Raw genomic sequence first — 15,691 nt, 5'->3', positions numbered from 1 at the left:
CGGACGGAGCGAGTGCGCGCCGGCCCCGGCCTACAGCTCCAGCACCCGCTTGGGTGCAGGCTTGTAGTGGGTGATGAACATGATCAGGCCGACGAACAGCAGACCGCCGACCAGATTACCCAGCGCCGTCGGGATTTCGTTCCACAACAGGTAGTCCATGAAGGTGAAATCGCCGCCCATGATCAGCGCGAAGGGAAACAGGAACATGTTGACCACCGAATGTTCGAAACCCATGTAGAAAAACAGCATGATGGGCATCCACATCGCGAAAATCTTGCCAATGGCGGAGGTCGACAGCATGGCCGCGGCGACACCGGTGGACACCATCCAGTTGCACAGGATGCCGCGAATGAAAATGGTGAACCAGCCAGGCAGGCCGTGCTCCTCGTAACCCAGTGTCCTTGCCATGCCGATATGCGCCACCTTTTCAGCGATCAGGCCGCCGTTGACGGTATAACCGTAGGTCAGGATGAACGACATCATGAAGGCCACGGTGATCGCCCCGGCGAAATTGCCGATGAAGACCAGCCCCCAGTTCCTCAGCACCTGAGCGGCGGTCACGCCGGGTCGTCGATCCAGCAATGCCAGCGGCACCAGCATGAACACGCCCGTCAGCAGATCGAAACCCAGCAGGTAGATCAGGATGAACCCCACCGGGAACAGGATTGCACCAGTCAACGGCGAGCCCGTCTTGATTGCGATCGTGATCGCGAACACGGCAGCCAGCGCCAGGATGGCTCCGGCCATGAAGGCTCGGATCAGCGTATCGCGCGTCGACAGACAGACCTTGGCTTCGCCGGCATCGACCATCAGCTTGGCCAGATCATTGGGTTTTACGTAATCGGCAGTCATTTGATTCGGCATGTGATATTCCCCACCTTCCGCAGATTGGATTTTCGAACAAACGGTCAGCGCCCCTTTCACGGGCATCGTTGCAGCGTCATTCAGCGCGCCGCACTCGGGCCCTCCGCGCCCCGGTCCGCGCATACGCGAAACATTCCATCCCTGGCCCTGCGAGACCGACGTCGCCGGCAGCCCTACCGGTTCCGTCGTCTCGCCCCAGCCGCTTCCTCTCGGCCTCGAAATTCCGGGCATCCGCACGCGCCTGCGACCATGGCGCCAGGCGCGCGCAATCCGCCCGCGTTCGCGCACAGCGCGATCAGGCCACCTCGCTGCGCGGCAAATCATCGATCGTCTTGCAGGGCGGGCCGTCGAAAATGCTCTGGCCCGGCATCGTGCCCTCGTACCATCCGAGCCGCTCGCGCAAGGCCACCACCTCGCCCACGATCACCAGACTGGGGGATCCGGCAGCGGCCGCCAGCTCGGGCAAGGTGGTCAAATCGCCCGCATGTACCTGCTGTCCGGGTGTGGTGCCCTGCTCCACCAGCGCAGCCGGCGTATCCGCCGCCATGCCGTTTTCCATCAGGCGCCTGCAGATTTCGGGCAGGTTGGCGAGCCCCATGTAGAACACGAGCGTCTGGCGCGGCGCGGCCAGACCGGCCCAGTCGAGATCCAGCCGGTCGTCTCGCGTGTGACCGGTCACGAAACGCACGCTGGTCGCGCAATCGCGATGGGTCAGCGGAATGCCCGCGTATGCGGCGCAGCCGCTGGCGGCGGTCACCCCGGGCACCACCTGGAAGGGGATGCGCGCGGCCGCCAGTCGTTCGATCTCCTCGCCGCCACGTCCGAAAATGAACGGATCGCCGCCCTTGAGACGCAATACGCGCTTGCCCTCGCCGGCCAGGCGCACCAGCAGATCGCTGATCGCCTCCTGCGGTAGGGCGTGGTCGCTTGCGCGTTTGCCGACGAAGATCCGCTCCGCCTCGCGGCGCGCGAGCGAGAGAATTTCGGGGCCGACCAGACGGTCGTAGACGATGACATCGGCGCGCTGCAACAGTCGCAGGGCCTTGAGGGTGAGCAGCTCTGGATCGCCGGGACCGGCACCGACCAGCCAGACTTCGCCGCCGGGTCCGCCGGCCGCGTCCTGCTCCGCAGCCGCGAGCGCATCCGCGAGACTCGCCCGGGCCGCGGCTTCGTCGCCCGCCAGCATGTGGGCGGCGGTCCGGCCTTCGAGGGCATCCTCCCAGAAGCGGCGCCGGGCGTGAGGTGACGCCAGCCGGCGCTTGACCTCGCCCCGCCAACTGCCGAGCAAGCCGGCGAGCCGTCCCCAGGCATGCGGCACCAGCGTTTCCAGGCGCGTCTTGAGGTGCCGTGCGAGCACCGGTGCATTACCGCCGCTGGAAACCGCGATGGTCACCGGCGCGCGATCGATCACCGCCGGCAGAATGAAGCTGCATAGCGCAGGCTGATCGGCCACGTTGACCGGCAGGTTGCGACTGCGTGCGGCCGCGTAGACCCTGCGGTTCACGCCCGCATCGTCGGTGGCCGCGATCACCAGCATGCGACCGGCCAGATGACGGGCGGCGAAACGTTCGGCCTGCCAGCGCACGCGACCCGCGCTGACCTGTTCGGCAAGCTCTGGGCAGGCCTCGGGAGCGACCACGGTCACCTTGGCGCCGGCCTCCAGCAGCAGCCCGGCCTTGCGCACGGCAACGGGACCACCGCCGACCACCAGGCAGTCGTGTCCCTGCACGTCCATGAATATCGGCAAATGTCTCATTTGAACGCCTCCTTTTCGCCTCAGGCGCTGCGCCGCGCCTGGGCCAGAATCTCGCGCAGCTCCGGCACGCAAGAGCCGCAGTTGGTGCCGGCCTGCAGCGCCGCACCGATGGCCTCCACGCTGGTCAGGCCCTGTTCGCCGATGGCCTCCACCAGGGTATTGAGCCCGACGTTGAAGCAGGCGCACACCTGCCGCCCGACGACGCGCATGCCGGTCACCGGACGTCCGGCGAGCAGGCTCATGCGTGCCATGTCGTCGAGAAAGTCCTCGGCGAACATCTGCCCCAGCCAGCTGCGTTCCGGCAGCCCGGCCGGGGCCACGAAGAACACCAGCTCCAGGCGGCCGTCGCGCAGGCGGGCGCAGCGATAGCGCCCGGCCGCCGGATCGGCGTATTCCATCCACTCGCCGGGGCCGAGCAGGTGCGCCTGCACCCACTGCCCCCAGTCGCCGGGCGAGGATTCGCCGGCCAGCTCGTAACGGTGAAATCCCCGGCTGGGGATGTGTACCCGGTAATCGCCCAACGGCGCCGACAGGGGCTCGCGGGTCAACAGGAAGCCTTCCCAGACCGGGCGGAACGGTGCCACGCGCACCGGCGCATGCTTGAATTCGGGCTGCCCCGAAATCGGATCGGTGATCGCCGCGGTCAGGGCATTGGCGCGCGCGTTGCGGGCATAGGCCTCGTTCCAATGCATCGGCACAAAGACCGCACCCGGACGCTGCGCGGCATCCAGCCGGACACGCGCCAGCAGGGAACCCTGCGGGCTTGTCACCTGCGCCAGCGCGCCGTCGCTCAGATGCCACAGATCGGCATCCAGCGGATGGATCTGCACGAAGGGTTCGGGCAGGTGCGTTGTCAGCCTCGGCGTGCGCGCGGTGCGCGTCATGGTGTGCCATTGGTCGCGGATGCGTCCCGTGTTCATCACCAGCGGGTACTCGTCGCCGGCAACCACCACTGGTGCGCGCGGCGTCACCGGCATCAGCCGCGCACGGCCGTCCGCGGTAGGGAAGCAGCCATCGGCGAACAGTCTTGCGCCCCCCTGCGGGTGCGCCGCGTTGACCGGCCACTGCAACGGCGCCAGCACGTCGTAGTGTGCGTCGTCGATGTCCTTGAGCGCTCCGATATCGAACACGCGCCGGCCTTCGTTCTCGAAGCCCGAAAGTGCCGCATGTTCGCGGAAAATGTCCGCCGGCGAGCGATAGGGAAAGACGTCGCCGTAACCCATCCGCCGCGCGACCTCGGTCACGATCCACCAGTCCGGCCGCGCATCGCCGGGCGGCGGCATGAAGGCGCGCATGCGCGAGATGCGACGTTCGGAATTGGTCACCGTCCCGTCCTTCTCGCCCCAGGTGGCGGCCGGCAGCAGCACGTCGGCACAGGCGACCGTGTCGCTGCCGCGCACGCAATCGCTGACGATGACGTGCTCGCAAGCCTGCAGCGCGGCACGCACGCGGTCCGCGTCGGGCATGCTCACCACCGGATTGGTGGCCATGATCCAAACCGCCTTGACGCGCCCGTCGGCCACGGCCTCGAACAGATCGACGGCTTTGAGCCCCGGCGTATCCGCCACCGTGGGCACGCCCCAGAACCGCGCCACGCGTTCGCGCGCCTCGTCGTCCTCGATGTCCATGTGCGCGGCGAGCTGGTTGGCCAGTCCGCCCACCTCGCGTCCGCCCATCGCATTGGGCTGGCCGGTGAGCGAGAACGGCCCCATGCCAGGGCGCCCGATTCGGCCGGTGGCCAGATGGCAGTTGATCAGCGCGGCCCCCTTATCGACGCCGCTGCTGGATTGGTTGAGTCCCTGCGACCATAGGGTCACGGTTTTTTCGGTGCGCAGGAACAGACGGAAGAATTCGGCCACCTGCGCGGCCGGCAACTCGCAGGCCGCGGCCACCGCGGGAATCGAGGGCGCGGCCCCGCGCGCGGCCTCCAGCGCAGCCTCGAAGCCCTGCGTATGGGTCTCGACGAAACCCTGGTCGAGCCCGCCTTCGCGCGCGAGGTAACTGAGCAGACCATTGAACAGCCAAGCGTCGGTACCCGGACGCAAGGCCAGATGCAGGTCGGCGATGTCGCAGGTGGCCGTGCGCCGCGGATCGACGACCACCACGCGCAGCGCGGGCCGACGCTGCTTCTCGGCCACGATGCGCTGGTACAGCACGGGATGGGTCCAGGCCGCGTTGGAGCCGGCCAGCACCAGCAGGTCGGCCTCCTCGATGTCCCGATAGCTGCAGGGCACCGCGTCCTCGCCCAGCGCGCGCTTGTAGGCAGCGACGGCGGAAGACATGCACAGCCGCGAGTTGGTGTCGATGTTGGCCGCGCCGAGGCAGCCCTTCATCAGCTTGTTGACGACGTAATAGTCTTCGGTGAGCAGCTGGCCCGAGACATAGAACGCCACCGCCTGCGGACCGTGCGCGTCGATGACGCTGCGCAGGCGGCAGGCGACCTCGTCCAGCGCCGCGTCCCAGGCGACCGGCACGCCGCCGATCTCCGGCTGCAGCAGGCGGTCAGATTCGCCCAGGGTCTCGCCGAGGGCGGCCCCCTTGGAGCACACACGGCCGAGGTTGGCCGGATGCGTGGGGTCCGGCTTCACCTCCACCGTGACCCCGGGACGCACCTTGAGGCCACAGCCCACGCCGCAATAGGGACAGACGGTGGCGATCGCCTCAGCCATGGGCGGCTTCCGCGGCGGTTTCCAGCTCCAGCAGAATGCGCCCGTTCTCCACGCGCACGGGATAGCAGGCCGTGCTGCCGCTGTCCGGCGCCACGGCCTCGCCGCGATCGAGTTCGATCACCCAGTTGTGCAGCGGGCAGGTCACGCGATGGCCGTGCACGATGCCCTCGGACAACGGCCCGTTGCGGTGCGGGCAGCGGTTATGCAGCGCGAATACCGCGTCGTCGGCGGCCCGGAATACCGCGATTTCATCTTCGCCGTGGGCCACGACCCGCGCACCCAGGCGCGGGACGTCGGACAGCGCGGCGATGTCGATCCATTGTTTCATCGGTTCACTCCGTCGTTGTGAGGCGGCCGTCAGGCGCTGATGCGGTTGAGCGGGCGGTATTCGCCGGCGTCCGCGCCCTCGGCACGTTCCAGCCAGGGATCGTGCTGCGCATAGGCCTGCGACTCCGCGAAGCGCTTCGCCAGCGCCTTGCGGCCGACCTCGTCCTCGACCACCTTCTGTTTCACCAGGCTCAGGCCGACGCGTTCGATCCAGGGCGCGGTGCGCTCGAGATAGCGCGCGGTCTCGCGGTAGTACTGGACGAAGGCGGCGGCGTATTCGAGCACCTCGGCCTCGCTGCCGACCTTGCACAGGAAATCCGTAGCCCGCACCTTGACGCCACCGTTGCCGCCGACGTGGAGTTCGTAACCCGAATCCACGCACACCACGCCCAGATCCTTGATCGTGGCCTCGGCGCAGTTGCGCGGGCAGCCCGACACGCCGATCTTGAATTTGTGCGGCGTCCAGGTACCCCAGGTCAGTTTTTCGAGCTGGATGCCAAGCCCGGTGGAATCCTGGGTGCCGAAACGGCACCATTCGGAGCCGACGCAGGTCTTGACCGTACGCAGGGCCTTGCCGTAGGCATGGCCGGAAACGAAGCCGGCGCGCGACAGATCGCCCCACATGGCCGGCAGGTCACCCTTCTTGACACCGAGCAGGTCGATACGCTGCCCGCCGGTGATCTTGACGGTCGGCACCTGGTATTTTTCCGCCACCTCGGCGATGGCACGCAGCTCGGCGGGCGTGGTCACGCCGCCCCAGATGCGCGGCACCACCGAATAGGTGCCGTCCTTCTGGATGTTGGCGTGCACGCGCTCGTTGATGAAGCGCGCGCGGCCGTCGTCCTCGTACTCACCGGGCCAGTTCATCAGCAGGTAGTAGTTGAGCGCGGGACGGCAGACGTGGCAGCCGTCCGGAGTCGACCATTCCATGGCCTCGAACACCGCCGGCAGGGTCTTGAGCTCGCGCGTGCGGATGGCCTCTCGCACCTCGTCATGGGTGTGTTCGGTACAGGGGCAAAGGGATTTTTTCGACGGCGTCTGCGAATAGTCGCCGCCCAGCGTGTTGGCGAGCAGGGATTCCACGAGACCGGTGCATGAGCCGCAGGAATTGCTCGCCTTGGTGTGCGCCCGCACGTCTTCCAGGGTGAACAGCTTCTTGCTGGTGATGGCCTGCACGATCTCGCCCTTGCAGACGCCGTTGCAGCCGCAGATCTCGGCATTGTCGGGCAGCGCCGCGATCCGCGAGGCCTCGTCGCCGTGACCGGCATCGCCGATATGGGCCTGGCCGAACAGCAGGTGCTCGCGCAGGTCCGTGATGTCGGCTTCGTCGCGCATCAGCTGGAAGTACCAGGCGCCGTCGAGCGTGTCGCCATACATCACTGCACCCTTGATGCGGTTGTCGCGGATCACGAGCTTCTTGTAGACGCCGCGCGCGGCGTCCTGCAGCACCATTTCCTCGCTGTGTTCGTCGCCGTTGAAATCGCCGGCGGAGAACAGGTCGATGCCGGTGACCTTGAGCTTGGTCGAGGTCATCGAACCGCCGTACTTGGCGATGCCGTATTCGGCCAGATGATTGGCGCACACCTTGGCCTGCTCGAACAGTGGCGCGACCAGGCCATAAACGCTGCCGCGATGCTGCACGCACTCGCCGACCGCGTAGATGCTCGGATCGAAGGTCTGCAGAGTGTCGTTGACCAGGATGCCGCGTTCGCAATAGAGCCCCGACTGCTGCGCCAGCTCGATGTTCGGCCGGATGCCCACCGCCATCACCACGAGATCGGCCGGCAGCTCGCTGCCGTCCTGGAAACGCACGCCGGTGACGCGATCGTCACCGAGCACCTCGGTGGTCTGCGCCTGCAGGCGGAACTGCATGCCGCGCTCCTGCAGCGAACGCATCAGCAGATCCGCGGCGACCTGATCGAGCTGGCGCTCCATGAGCGTGCCGAGCAGGTGCACGACCGTGACCTCCATGCCCTGCTTCATCAGGCCGTTGGCGGCCTCGAGGCCGAGCAGTCCGCCGCCGATCACCACCGCGCGACGGCCCGTGCGCGAGGAGGCCAGCATGGTGTCGACGTCGTGGATGTCGCGGAAGGCGATCACACCCTGCTTGTCGTGGCCGGGCACCGGAATGATAAAGGGCTTGGAGCCCGTCGCGAGGATCAGGCGGTCATAGGGCGCCTCGGTGCCGTCGTCGGTGATCGCGCAGCGGCGCACGCGATCGATGCGCGTCACCCGCTTGCCCTTGTGCAGAGTAATGCCGTTGTCGGCATACCAGGCGTCGTCGTTGAGGATGATGTCGTCGACCGTTTTCTCGCCGGCCAGCACCGGCGACAGCATGATGCGATTGTAATTGCCGTAGGGTTCGTCGCCGAACACGGTGATGTCGTACATGTCCGGCGCGAGCTTGAGCAGCTCCTCGAGGGTCCGCACCCCCGCCATGCCATTGCCCACCAATACCAGTTTCTGCCTGCCAGTCATTGCGTGATCTCCCAAATCAGGATGTGCCGTCGCCAGCCTTGCCGAGCGCATGGGCGGCAGACGACGGACGCGATTGGTTCATGTGACGAAGGGTTTCCAGCGTGACCCTGGGCGCGGCGACCGCGAACGACTCGAGGTACCCCACGGGGTCGTGAGGGTCGAAGCGCCCGCCGTCGAAAAAGACGTCGGCGCCCATGGACAGCGGCTCCGGCATCGCCTGTGCGAGCTGCCAGTCGCCTGCGTGCAGGCCCTCGGGCTTGTAGTCGATCCTGGGATAGGTCCAGCCCAGGGCTTCGGCGGCCTCGCGGTAATACTCCGGGCGATACGCGGCCGCGGCCACGGCGGCCATGTCGTGCGCCGTATCGACCTGCCCCCAGCGATAGAGCTGGGTGATGAACCACAGAGCGTGCGAACGCCAGGGGAACATCGCGGCATGACGCTGAAAAACGTTGAAATCCGGATGCGCCACCGCTGGCGTACCGGGGTCGTAGACCAACTGCTCGCCCAACGGCAGGCGGAGCGACGCCTCCTTGACGCCGATGTATTCCGAACGCGCCAGCAGCCGGGCCGCCTGCTCCCGATGCGCGGGATCGTCCAGCCACTGCCCGGCGCGCATCAGGGCGCGCACCAGTGCACGCAGGGTGAGCGGATGACGCTCCGCCCATTCCTGGGTGACGCCCAGCACCTTTTCCGGCTTGTGCCGCCAGAGCTGGTCGCTGGTCATCAGGATATGGCCATGCCCGCCCTGCACCGCCACGCTGTTCCAGGGCTCGCCGACGCAGAAACCGTCGATTTCGCCGGCCCGCAGGCGGGCCACCATCTGCGGGGGCGGGATCACCACGATCCGCACGTCGCGGTCCGGATCGATCCCCGCGGCGGCAAGCCAGTAACGCAGCTCGTAATTGTGGCTGGAGACGGGATACACCACCGCAAAGGTCAACGGCGGCCGCCCGGCCTGGCGGTCGGCATCGATCAGCGCGCACAGACTGTCCGCCGTGCACGGGCGCCGTGCCAGCGCCGCCTCGTCCTGCTCGCGCAGGCGGGCGAACAGACGCCGCGACACCGTGATCGCGTTGCCCGACAGCCCCAGGCTCAGGGCCGCGATCAACGGACGCCTGACCGCGGTGATGCCGAGCTGGCTCGCCACCGGCATGCCCGCCAGCATCTGCGCGCCGTCGAGCGCGCCCATCATGACCTTGTCGCGGATATTCGCCCAGGAAGGCTCGCGCGACAGCGTCACGTCCAGGTGCTCGTCGGCGAACAGGCCCAATTCGCGCGCGACCACCAGCGGCGCGCAGTCGGTCAGCGGCACGAAGCCCAGGGTCAACTCGCGCTGTTCCAGCTCGTCTCCCGGCCGCTTGCCGAGACTCAGCCTGGTACGTCCGCCTGCGCTGCTATCCACCATGCCAAACCGCTCCATTCCGGCCAAAAAAAAGGCGCCGCTCCGCTTCATGCCACGCATGAACGTCACGACGCCTTTGTCGAAATTCGATCGATTTCACCGATCCGGGTCGGTAGCCCGCCATTGGGCGCCATCCCGGTCTTTTCGTGCTGTCGGTGTGAGCCAAGCACATCGCGTGCCAAGCTCCCGACATCCATTTGCCTGGGCTGCACACGCCCACACCCGCCATTCGCGCACCTGTTTGGTGCAACAGCCGGGCGTCGGCACCATTCCGGCGCCCGGCTGTTCCTTCAGTGCTTGCCCGGGAAGCCGCCCAGACCGTTGAAGGCCATATAGAGCGAGTACACGCTGACCGCGATGGCGATGAACATTTCCAGGAAAATGAAGGCCACGCCGTATTTGTACCAAGGTTCGTGTGGCGTCTGCTGTTCGTTGTTTTGCATGAGTGATCTCCAATCGATGGAAGGCATGGGTTCGCTGTCGGCAAGGAGGTGGCGGCGCGCCGGAGCATGATCCCGCTCCGGCACGCGCGGCCTCAGGCCTTGTCAGCCACCGGTTTCGGACGGCCGAGCAGGCCGTCGCCGATCCCGTGATCCTCGGGGTGATGCTCGTAGCGCGCCGCCCAGAAGTAGAACAGGGTGAACGGGATGAACATGAACAGCGCGATATAGAGGTAACCCATGTGGATATTCGCGGTGTGGGCGAATACCAGTGGGTAGACGATGCCGCCTGCGGTCGAAACGCCGCCGATGAAGCCCGCGGCGACGCCGGGGCGATTCGGGAACAGCAGCGGCACGAGTGCAAAGGTACCGCCGGTACCGAAGCTCACGAACACGCCGAAGGCGACCAGCACCATCACCGACAGGGGCAGCGAATTCATCAGGCCTGCGACCGTCAGCGCCACCATGGACAACGTGATCAGCAGCAGCGAGATGGCCAGCCAGTGCAGCCGCGGCGCATAGGGCAGCGTGCGCGCGATCATCGGCAGCGGCGTCCAGCCACGGCGCTGGAACAGGTCGGACATGAACCCCGAAAATGGCCGGAACAGCGATGCGGTGAAGGACTGCACCGCCGCAAAGGTGCCGGCCGCGATCTGCACGCCGGCGATACTCGTGAAGCCCAGCGCCAGCAGCGCCTCGTGGAAGCCGCGCGTGAAGTAACCCGGCAACCAGGCGTTCATCGCGATTTCGAGGCCGAAGGACATGGCGTAGGCCAGCATCAGGGCAATGGCGATGTAGCGGGTCCAGACGTAGACCGTGCCGCGCAGATCAGCGGACTGGCGCGCGGTGGCGCGCACCTTGTCATGCTTGGCGGCCTCGCCGCGCAGCAGATACCACGCCGCAATCACCAGCGCGATCACGCCCAGCCACAAAAAGGCCGCCTGATAGTCGAGCCCGAAGATACGCGGCAGCAGCAGCGCGCCAACGCCGGCGCCGACGTTGCCGGTACCGGCATACAAGCCCTCGGCGGTACCGATTTCGCCCGGCTCGAACCACTGGGCCACATGCTGGATGCCGACCACGAAGGACACGCCCGCGATGGCCACGATCACCCGCTCGATGAACAGGATGTCGTAGTCCGTGGTGTAGGCCGAGGCGATCGAGACGAGTCCGCAGACGGCCAGAATGAAGGCGAAGGTGCGCGGCGCACCGAAGCGGTCCGCCGCCCAACCGGCGATGATGCGGCCGATGGGTGCCATCCAGATGGCCGAGCTGGCGAGCAGTCCGAGTGCGGCCAGGCTGAGGTTATAGTGGTTCGCGATACTCGGGCTGAAAGCCGCCGTCGAGAACCACATCAGGAAACACCAGAAAAATCCCACCGTCGCGATGACGAGTTGTTCCACCTTGTGCGTTTTCATCAATCCTCCAGAGCGTTCAAGTCGGTTCGGCGCATGCCTTGGTCCCAGGGGGCATCCGAGCGATGGCCATGTCTGATCAACCTGTTGACCGGACGGGCAGCCTGGTGGCGCCAGCCTCGCGCCACGCATCGATACATTTCCGCCTCCCGCATCACGGCCTCCAACGGTCTTCCCGGCACAAAAAAAACGGCGGCCCACGACCGCAGTTGCGATCAGGGTGACGCCGTTGTCTTTGGTTTAAGAGTCCGCGTTGACTCTTGGAAGCAAGCGGCCCTTCATTGGCCCGATCATGCTCGATGGTGGGATAAGCAATACCCGTACCAGAGACGGGAAAAACCGCTTTACAGGGCCATACCACGGGATCAAGGGCGGTTTTTCGCCCGCATTGACGTCTCCGTGGAAACGCCGGATAAGCTCGAAAATGGTGCTGCGCGCACTATGCGCGCCCCGATGTGGTGCGTTCAGCCAAGCAATTCGGCGGCGGCGAGCAGCATCCGCGCGACGTCGCCGAGCTTCTGGTTGCGGTCCATGGCAAGCTTGCGCAGGGCGGCGTAGGCATCCTCTTCGGACAGACCCTTCTGGCGCATCAGCACCCCCTTGGCCTTGTCGATATCTCGCCGATCGGCCAGTTTGTTGCGCGTCAGCTCAAGCTCGTTGCGCAGGGCCTGGAACTCGCGAAAACGGGCGATGGCCACCTCCATGATCGGCTTGAGGCGGCTGGGGCTGAGGCCGTCGACGATGTACGCGCTGACGCCGGCACGCACCGCTTCCTCGATAGTCGCACCGTCGCTCTGGCTGGCGAACATCACCACCGGGCGCGGAATTTCGCGATTGATCAGGCGCATGGACTCGAGGGTATCGCGGTCGGGGATGTCCATATCCACGAAGACAACGTCCGGCTGCAGTTCCTGCACCCGTCGGAAGACGTCGTCACCATCGCCCAGGCGGGCCACAACCTCGCAACCCTGATCTTTGAGCGCCTGCTCCAGGATGGCCGCGCGCCCTGCCGACTTGTCGAACAGCATCACGCGCAAGCGACCATTTTGCTTCATGCCAGAGCCCCTCCAAGGAAAAACCGGTCCACGATAAACGTGCATGCCGAGCGCGACTCAGGGGGCCATCGGCGCATCGTCACGCCGGCATTATGGCGTTATGCAAGCAATGATCGGACCAGCTGCCCGACCGCCGCTCAGGAAGCGTGATTGAAGTCCATTTGCCCGATCACCTGGTCGAGTGCGTGCACGAACCGCTCCCAGGTCTGCGGCATACGCTCCTCGGGCGAGGCATGCCTGGCCAGGCAGTCCTGCGCCGAAGCATGCAGCTGCTCGTGGGCCGCACGCAGCACGCTCAGCGAAACGCCAGGCTGCCGAGCCGCCTCTTCGATCCAGGCCGTCAACGGGCAATCCCTGTGATCCCAGGCATCCAGAAGGCGGGTGAAATGATCGTACGCGTCGGCGCTACCGAGAGGCGCTGGTCGCTGCAGCAGGCGCTTGAGACCGGCGTGACGCGGCAATGCCTGCAAAAGCGGCAGGTGCGACATGGCCGGACGCCAGCGAGGAATGCTCAGGAATCGGGTTTCGCGGCCGAAACGCGAGGTCCAGGCCAGCCAAGCCGCCTCGTCCATCGGGCGGGCGAACAAATACCCTTGTGCGAGACGCCCGCCCAGGCGCCGCCAGAGACGTGCGGTCCGTTCGACTTCGATGCCTTCGGCCACGACCTGCGCACCGCGCAGGTCGGCCAGCTCGAGAGCCGCGTAGCCTACCGCAAAGGCCTCGGTATCCGTCTCCATGTCCTGTACGAACTGCAGGTCCAGCTTGATCTCGTCCAGGGGCAGATGGCGCACGTACTGCAGCGAAGCGTATCCGCTGCCGAAATCGTCCAGCGCCACCCGCAATCCGCGCGCGCGGACGTCGGCGAGCACGTCCGCGCTGGCATCGAGATCGGTCAGCGCCGCGGTTTCGGTCAGCTCCAGCGTCAGCGCATGCGACGCCTCGGGATAGCGCGTCAGCACTTCGTCCAGATCGTCGATGAAGGCGCCATGCAGCAGATGTCGTGCGCAGATGTTCACCGACAGCCGCAAGCCGCGCTCGTCGGCGTGCCAGCGCGCGATCGCACGCGCGGCTTCGAGCAGTGCGTGGCGGCCGAGCGCGCGCGCCAGTCGCGCATCGCCTTCGATCGTGGGCATGAAGATCGCCGGGCTCCAGGCCCCGGTCTCCGGGTCCATCCAGCGCGCCAGCGCCTCGGCACCGACTACCTGCCCCGTTTCGAGGTCGATCTGCGGCTGATAGTGAAACAGGATATGTCGGTCCGCTATCGCCTCCGGCAGACGATGGTGAATCAGGTAACGCTGCCGCGAGGCCACTTCCAGACCGCGATCGAACAGGTGCCAGCGGTGACGGCCTGCCGCCTTGGCGGCATACAGGGCTTCGTCCGCATGGCGCAGCAGGTCGGCGGCCTCGCCGTCGTCGAGGGGGTAGAGCGTCAGTCCCAGGCTGGCCTCCGTCGACAGCTCGCGCACCTCGGCCGACAGCATCACCGGTTGCCGGATGGTCGACAGGATCCGTTTGGCGATGGCCTCGATCTCCGCCACGCCGGTCACGCCTTCGAGCAGAATGCCGAACTCGTCGCCGCCCAGCCGGGCGACCATGTCGCCCTGCCTCAGCGCCTTGGGCAGCAGCGCGGCGAGATGTTGGAGCAATTCGTCGCCGACTGTGTGCCCCAGCACGTCGTTGATGCTCTTGAAATCGTCAAGATCGAGTATGCCGATCGCGATCAGGCGCTCGCTGCGCTGCACTCTTGCCAGCGCCCGCTCGAGATTGTCCATGAAGTAGGTGCGGTTGGGCAGGCCGGTCAAAGGGTCGTGCTGGCTCAAGCGCGTGATCTCGGCCACCCTTGCGTACTGGCCCAGCCCCAGTTCGATGTCGCGCGCCAGCTGCTCGAGCAGATCGACGATGTCAGGGCTGAAAAAGCCGCGTCGAGTGGAATACGCCGCCAGCACGCCGCGGGTACTGCCATCACCGCCGAACGGCACCGCGACCGAGCTGCGCAGGCCGTAACGGCTGGCGCGCGCGGACCAGATGCCGAACCGCGGATCCTCGCGCAAGTCCGCCGCCGTAACGGTGATGCCGGCACGCAGCGCGCGGCCGGCCGGCCCCAGTCCTTCCGGATGGTCCGCCTCCGACGCCAGCGACAGGCCATCGACATAGGCCCGCGCGGGCCCGGCCGCGGCGATCACATCGATGCGGCCGTCGCGCTCCAGACCGACCCAGGCGACCGGGAGTTCCGTGCGGTCCACCAGGAGCGTACACACGCTCTGATAGAGCACGCCGGGCTGCGGCAGCATCATCAGGCTCTGATTGATATCCTTGAGCGCCCCGTAGTACTGCCGCAAACGACCTTCCGAACGCGCCAGCCGCAACGAGCGCAGTGCCACGAGCGCGATAATGGACGTCAGCAGCAACAGCAACGCGGCACTGACGCCGGCACCGCCCTGCCTGAACCAGGCGTGCCAGACCACGCGCGCGCTCAGGGATGTCACCACCACCGCTGGCCAACCGGCCACCCGCACCCAGGCATGCTGGATGCCATCGTGGACATACGTCCCCCTCGCCGTCGATGCCGCGCTTTGCAGCGCGCCTTCGAAACCGGGAATCGGCGCACCGAACCAGCTCAGGCGCGGCTTCGCCTGCTCGTCTCGATGACGGAGCCAGGCCAGCGAGGTCGTCGCGTTAAGCGGATCGATGGTCAGGCGTCGCGCCTGTTCGAGTGTGGGGGGTGGCCAAGGCAGCCAGCCGAAAAGATCGATCAGAGGTTCACCGCCGGCGTCGCGCAGCCGCAGACAGGCGGCGATCAGCGGCCGCCCCCGCAGGCGTCGCTCGCTCGGGCTCAAGGCCATGCGATTGCCGCGACTGTCGCGACACAGGCCCTCTGCCAGACGGACCAACGAAGCGCGGCCTTCCAACGACAGGCGCGGCTCGCCACCGAGCAGGCGCTCGGGGTTCGGTGCCAGGATGTACATCGGCAGGGATGCGTCGTCGTGCTCGGAACGATAGAGGCGCAACGTCCGGTTCAGCGCGCCGAGATCGTCATTGGCGACGAGACTGAAGCCCAGCGCGCGGTAGTCGGCGCTCCAGCGCATCAACGCATCCGCCACCAGCTCGGCCTGCAGCCGGGTCCGGCGTTCGAGGTCATGACGGATATGGCGACGGGTGGCCTGCCAGGAACTGACGCCGTATCCCACCACCACGACGACCAGCAGCAACAGCAGTCCCGCCTGCGGGAGGACTCTTTGGCGCACAAAAGTAATTCTTATTGGATAAACGACAAGTGCACCATTA

The 15,691-nt window shown here is 66.5% G+C and carries 10 protein-coding genes; all 10 read right to left on the bottom strand.

The features are described 5' to 3' along the window. Positions 1 to 30: 30 nt before the first annotated feature. The 10 genes from THPRO_RS15660 to THPRO_RS15620 all read right to left on the bottom strand — a co-directional run bounded on the left by THPRO_RS15660 (position 31) and on the right by THPRO_RS15620 (position 15,651). The gene (locus THPRO_RS15660; protein ID WP_082954700.1) at positions 31 to 864 is read right to left on the bottom strand and encodes a formate/nitrite transporter family protein; all 834 of its coding nucleotides are present in this window, start codon (positions 862 to 864) and stop codon (positions 31 to 33) included. A gap of 295 nt (positions 865 to 1,159) precedes the next feature. Then, a complete protein-coding gene (gene cysG, locus THPRO_RS15655; RefSeq protein WP_082954699.1) occupies positions 1,160 to 2,620 on the bottom strand; it encodes a siroheme synthase CysG in 1,461 nt (486 codons plus the stop codon). Positions 2,621 to 2,640: 20 nt separating this feature from the next. After that, positions 2,641 to 5,289, bottom strand: coding sequence for a nitrate reductase (locus tag THPRO_RS15650; RefSeq protein ID WP_038091424.1), 2,649 nt, complete (start codon positions 5,287 to 5,289; stop codon positions 2,641 to 2,643). Then, positions 5,282 to 5,617, bottom strand: a complete 336-nt coding sequence (gene nirD / locus THPRO_RS15645) for a nitrite reductase small subunit NirD (RefSeq protein WP_038091423.1) — start codon at positions 5,615 to 5,617, stop codon at positions 5,282 to 5,284. The genes THPRO_RS15650 and nirD overlap by 8 nt, the downstream gene beginning before the upstream one ends. Positions 5,618 to 5,646: 29 nt before the next feature. Beyond that, positions 5,647 to 8,094 (bottom strand): nitrite reductase large subunit NirB, encoded by a 2,448-nt coding sequence (nirB, locus tag THPRO_RS15640; protein ID WP_038091421.1) that lies wholly within the window; start codon positions 8,092 to 8,094, stop codon positions 5,647 to 5,649. Positions 8,095 to 8,110: 16 nt separating this feature from the next. Next, positions 8,111 to 9,499: a CmpA/NrtA family ABC transporter substrate-binding protein gene (locus THPRO_RS15635; protein ID WP_082954721.1), complete on the bottom strand. Its 1,389-nt coding sequence runs from the start codon at positions 9,497 to 9,499 to the stop codon at positions 8,111 to 8,113. A 287-nt stretch (positions 9,500 to 9,786) separates the two neighbouring features. Further along, positions 9,787 to 9,939: a hypothetical protein gene (locus tag THPRO_RS17130; RefSeq protein ID WP_169817951.1), complete on the bottom strand. Its 153-nt coding sequence runs from the start codon at positions 9,937 to 9,939 to the stop codon at positions 9,787 to 9,789. A 92-nt stretch (positions 9,940 to 10,031) separates the two neighbouring features. Then, positions 10,032 to 11,354: an MFS transporter gene (locus tag THPRO_RS15630; protein ID WP_038091420.1), complete on the bottom strand. Its 1,323-nt coding sequence runs from the start codon at positions 11,352 to 11,354 to the stop codon at positions 10,032 to 10,034. Positions 11,355 to 11,815: 461 nt separating this feature from the next. After that, positions 11,816 to 12,406 carry an ANTAR domain-containing response regulator gene (locus tag THPRO_RS15625; RefSeq protein ID WP_038091416.1) on the bottom strand — a complete coding sequence of 197 codons (591 nt, stop codon included), beginning with the start codon at positions 12,404 to 12,406 and terminating at the stop codon, positions 11,816 to 11,818. 137 nt (positions 12,407 to 12,543) lie between these two features. After that, positions 12,544 to 15,651: an EAL domain-containing protein gene (locus THPRO_RS15620; protein ID WP_065089846.1), complete on the bottom strand. Its 3,108-nt coding sequence runs from the start codon at positions 15,649 to 15,651 to the stop codon at positions 12,544 to 12,546. Positions 15,652 to 15,691: the final 40 nt, after the last annotated feature.

The organism is Acidihalobacter prosperus (assembly GCF_000754095.2).
Lineage (GTDB): Bacteria > Pseudomonadota > Gammaproteobacteria > DSM-5130 > Acidihalobacteraceae > Acidihalobacter > Acidihalobacter prosperus.
The sequence above is the reverse complement of the archived record's forward strand: the minus strand, read 5'-3'. Positions and strand labels throughout refer to the sequence as shown.

What these genes read in the sequence shown, in the direction of transcription:
- THPRO_RS15635 (WP_082954721.1), bottom strand. Translation starts at nt 9,499, where the DNA reads ATGGTGGATAGCAGCGCAGGCGGACGTACCAGGCTGAGTCTCGGCAAG.
- THPRO_RS15660 (WP_082954700.1), bottom strand. Translation starts at nt 864, where the DNA reads ATGCCGAATCAAATGACTGCCGATTACGTAAAACCCAATGATCTGGCC.
- cysG (WP_082954699.1), bottom strand. Translation starts at nt 2,620, where the DNA reads ATGAGACATTTGCCGATATTCATGGACGTGCAGGGACACGACTGCCTG.
- THPRO_RS15650 (WP_038091424.1), bottom strand. Translation starts at nt 5,289, where the DNA reads ATGGCTGAGGCGATCGCCACCGTCTGTCCCTATTGCGGCGTGGGCTGT.
- nirD (WP_038091423.1), bottom strand. Translation starts at nt 5,617, where the DNA reads ATGAAACAATGGATCGACATCGCCGCGCTGTCCGACGTCCCGCGCCTG.
- THPRO_RS15625 (WP_038091416.1), bottom strand. Translation starts at nt 12,406, where the DNA reads ATGAAGCAAAATGGTCGCTTGCGCGTGATGCTGTTCGACAAGTCGGCA.
- THPRO_RS15630 (WP_038091420.1), bottom strand. Translation starts at nt 11,354, where the DNA reads ATGAAAACGCACAAGGTGGAACAACTCGTCATCGCGACGGTGGGATTT.
- THPRO_RS17130 (WP_169817951.1), bottom strand. Translation starts at nt 9,939, where the DNA reads ATGCAAAACAACGAACAGCAGACGCCACACGAACCTTGGTACAAATAC.
- nirB (WP_038091421.1), bottom strand. Translation starts at nt 8,094, where the DNA reads ATGACTGGCAGGCAGAAACTGGTATTGGTGGGCAATGGCATGGCGGGG.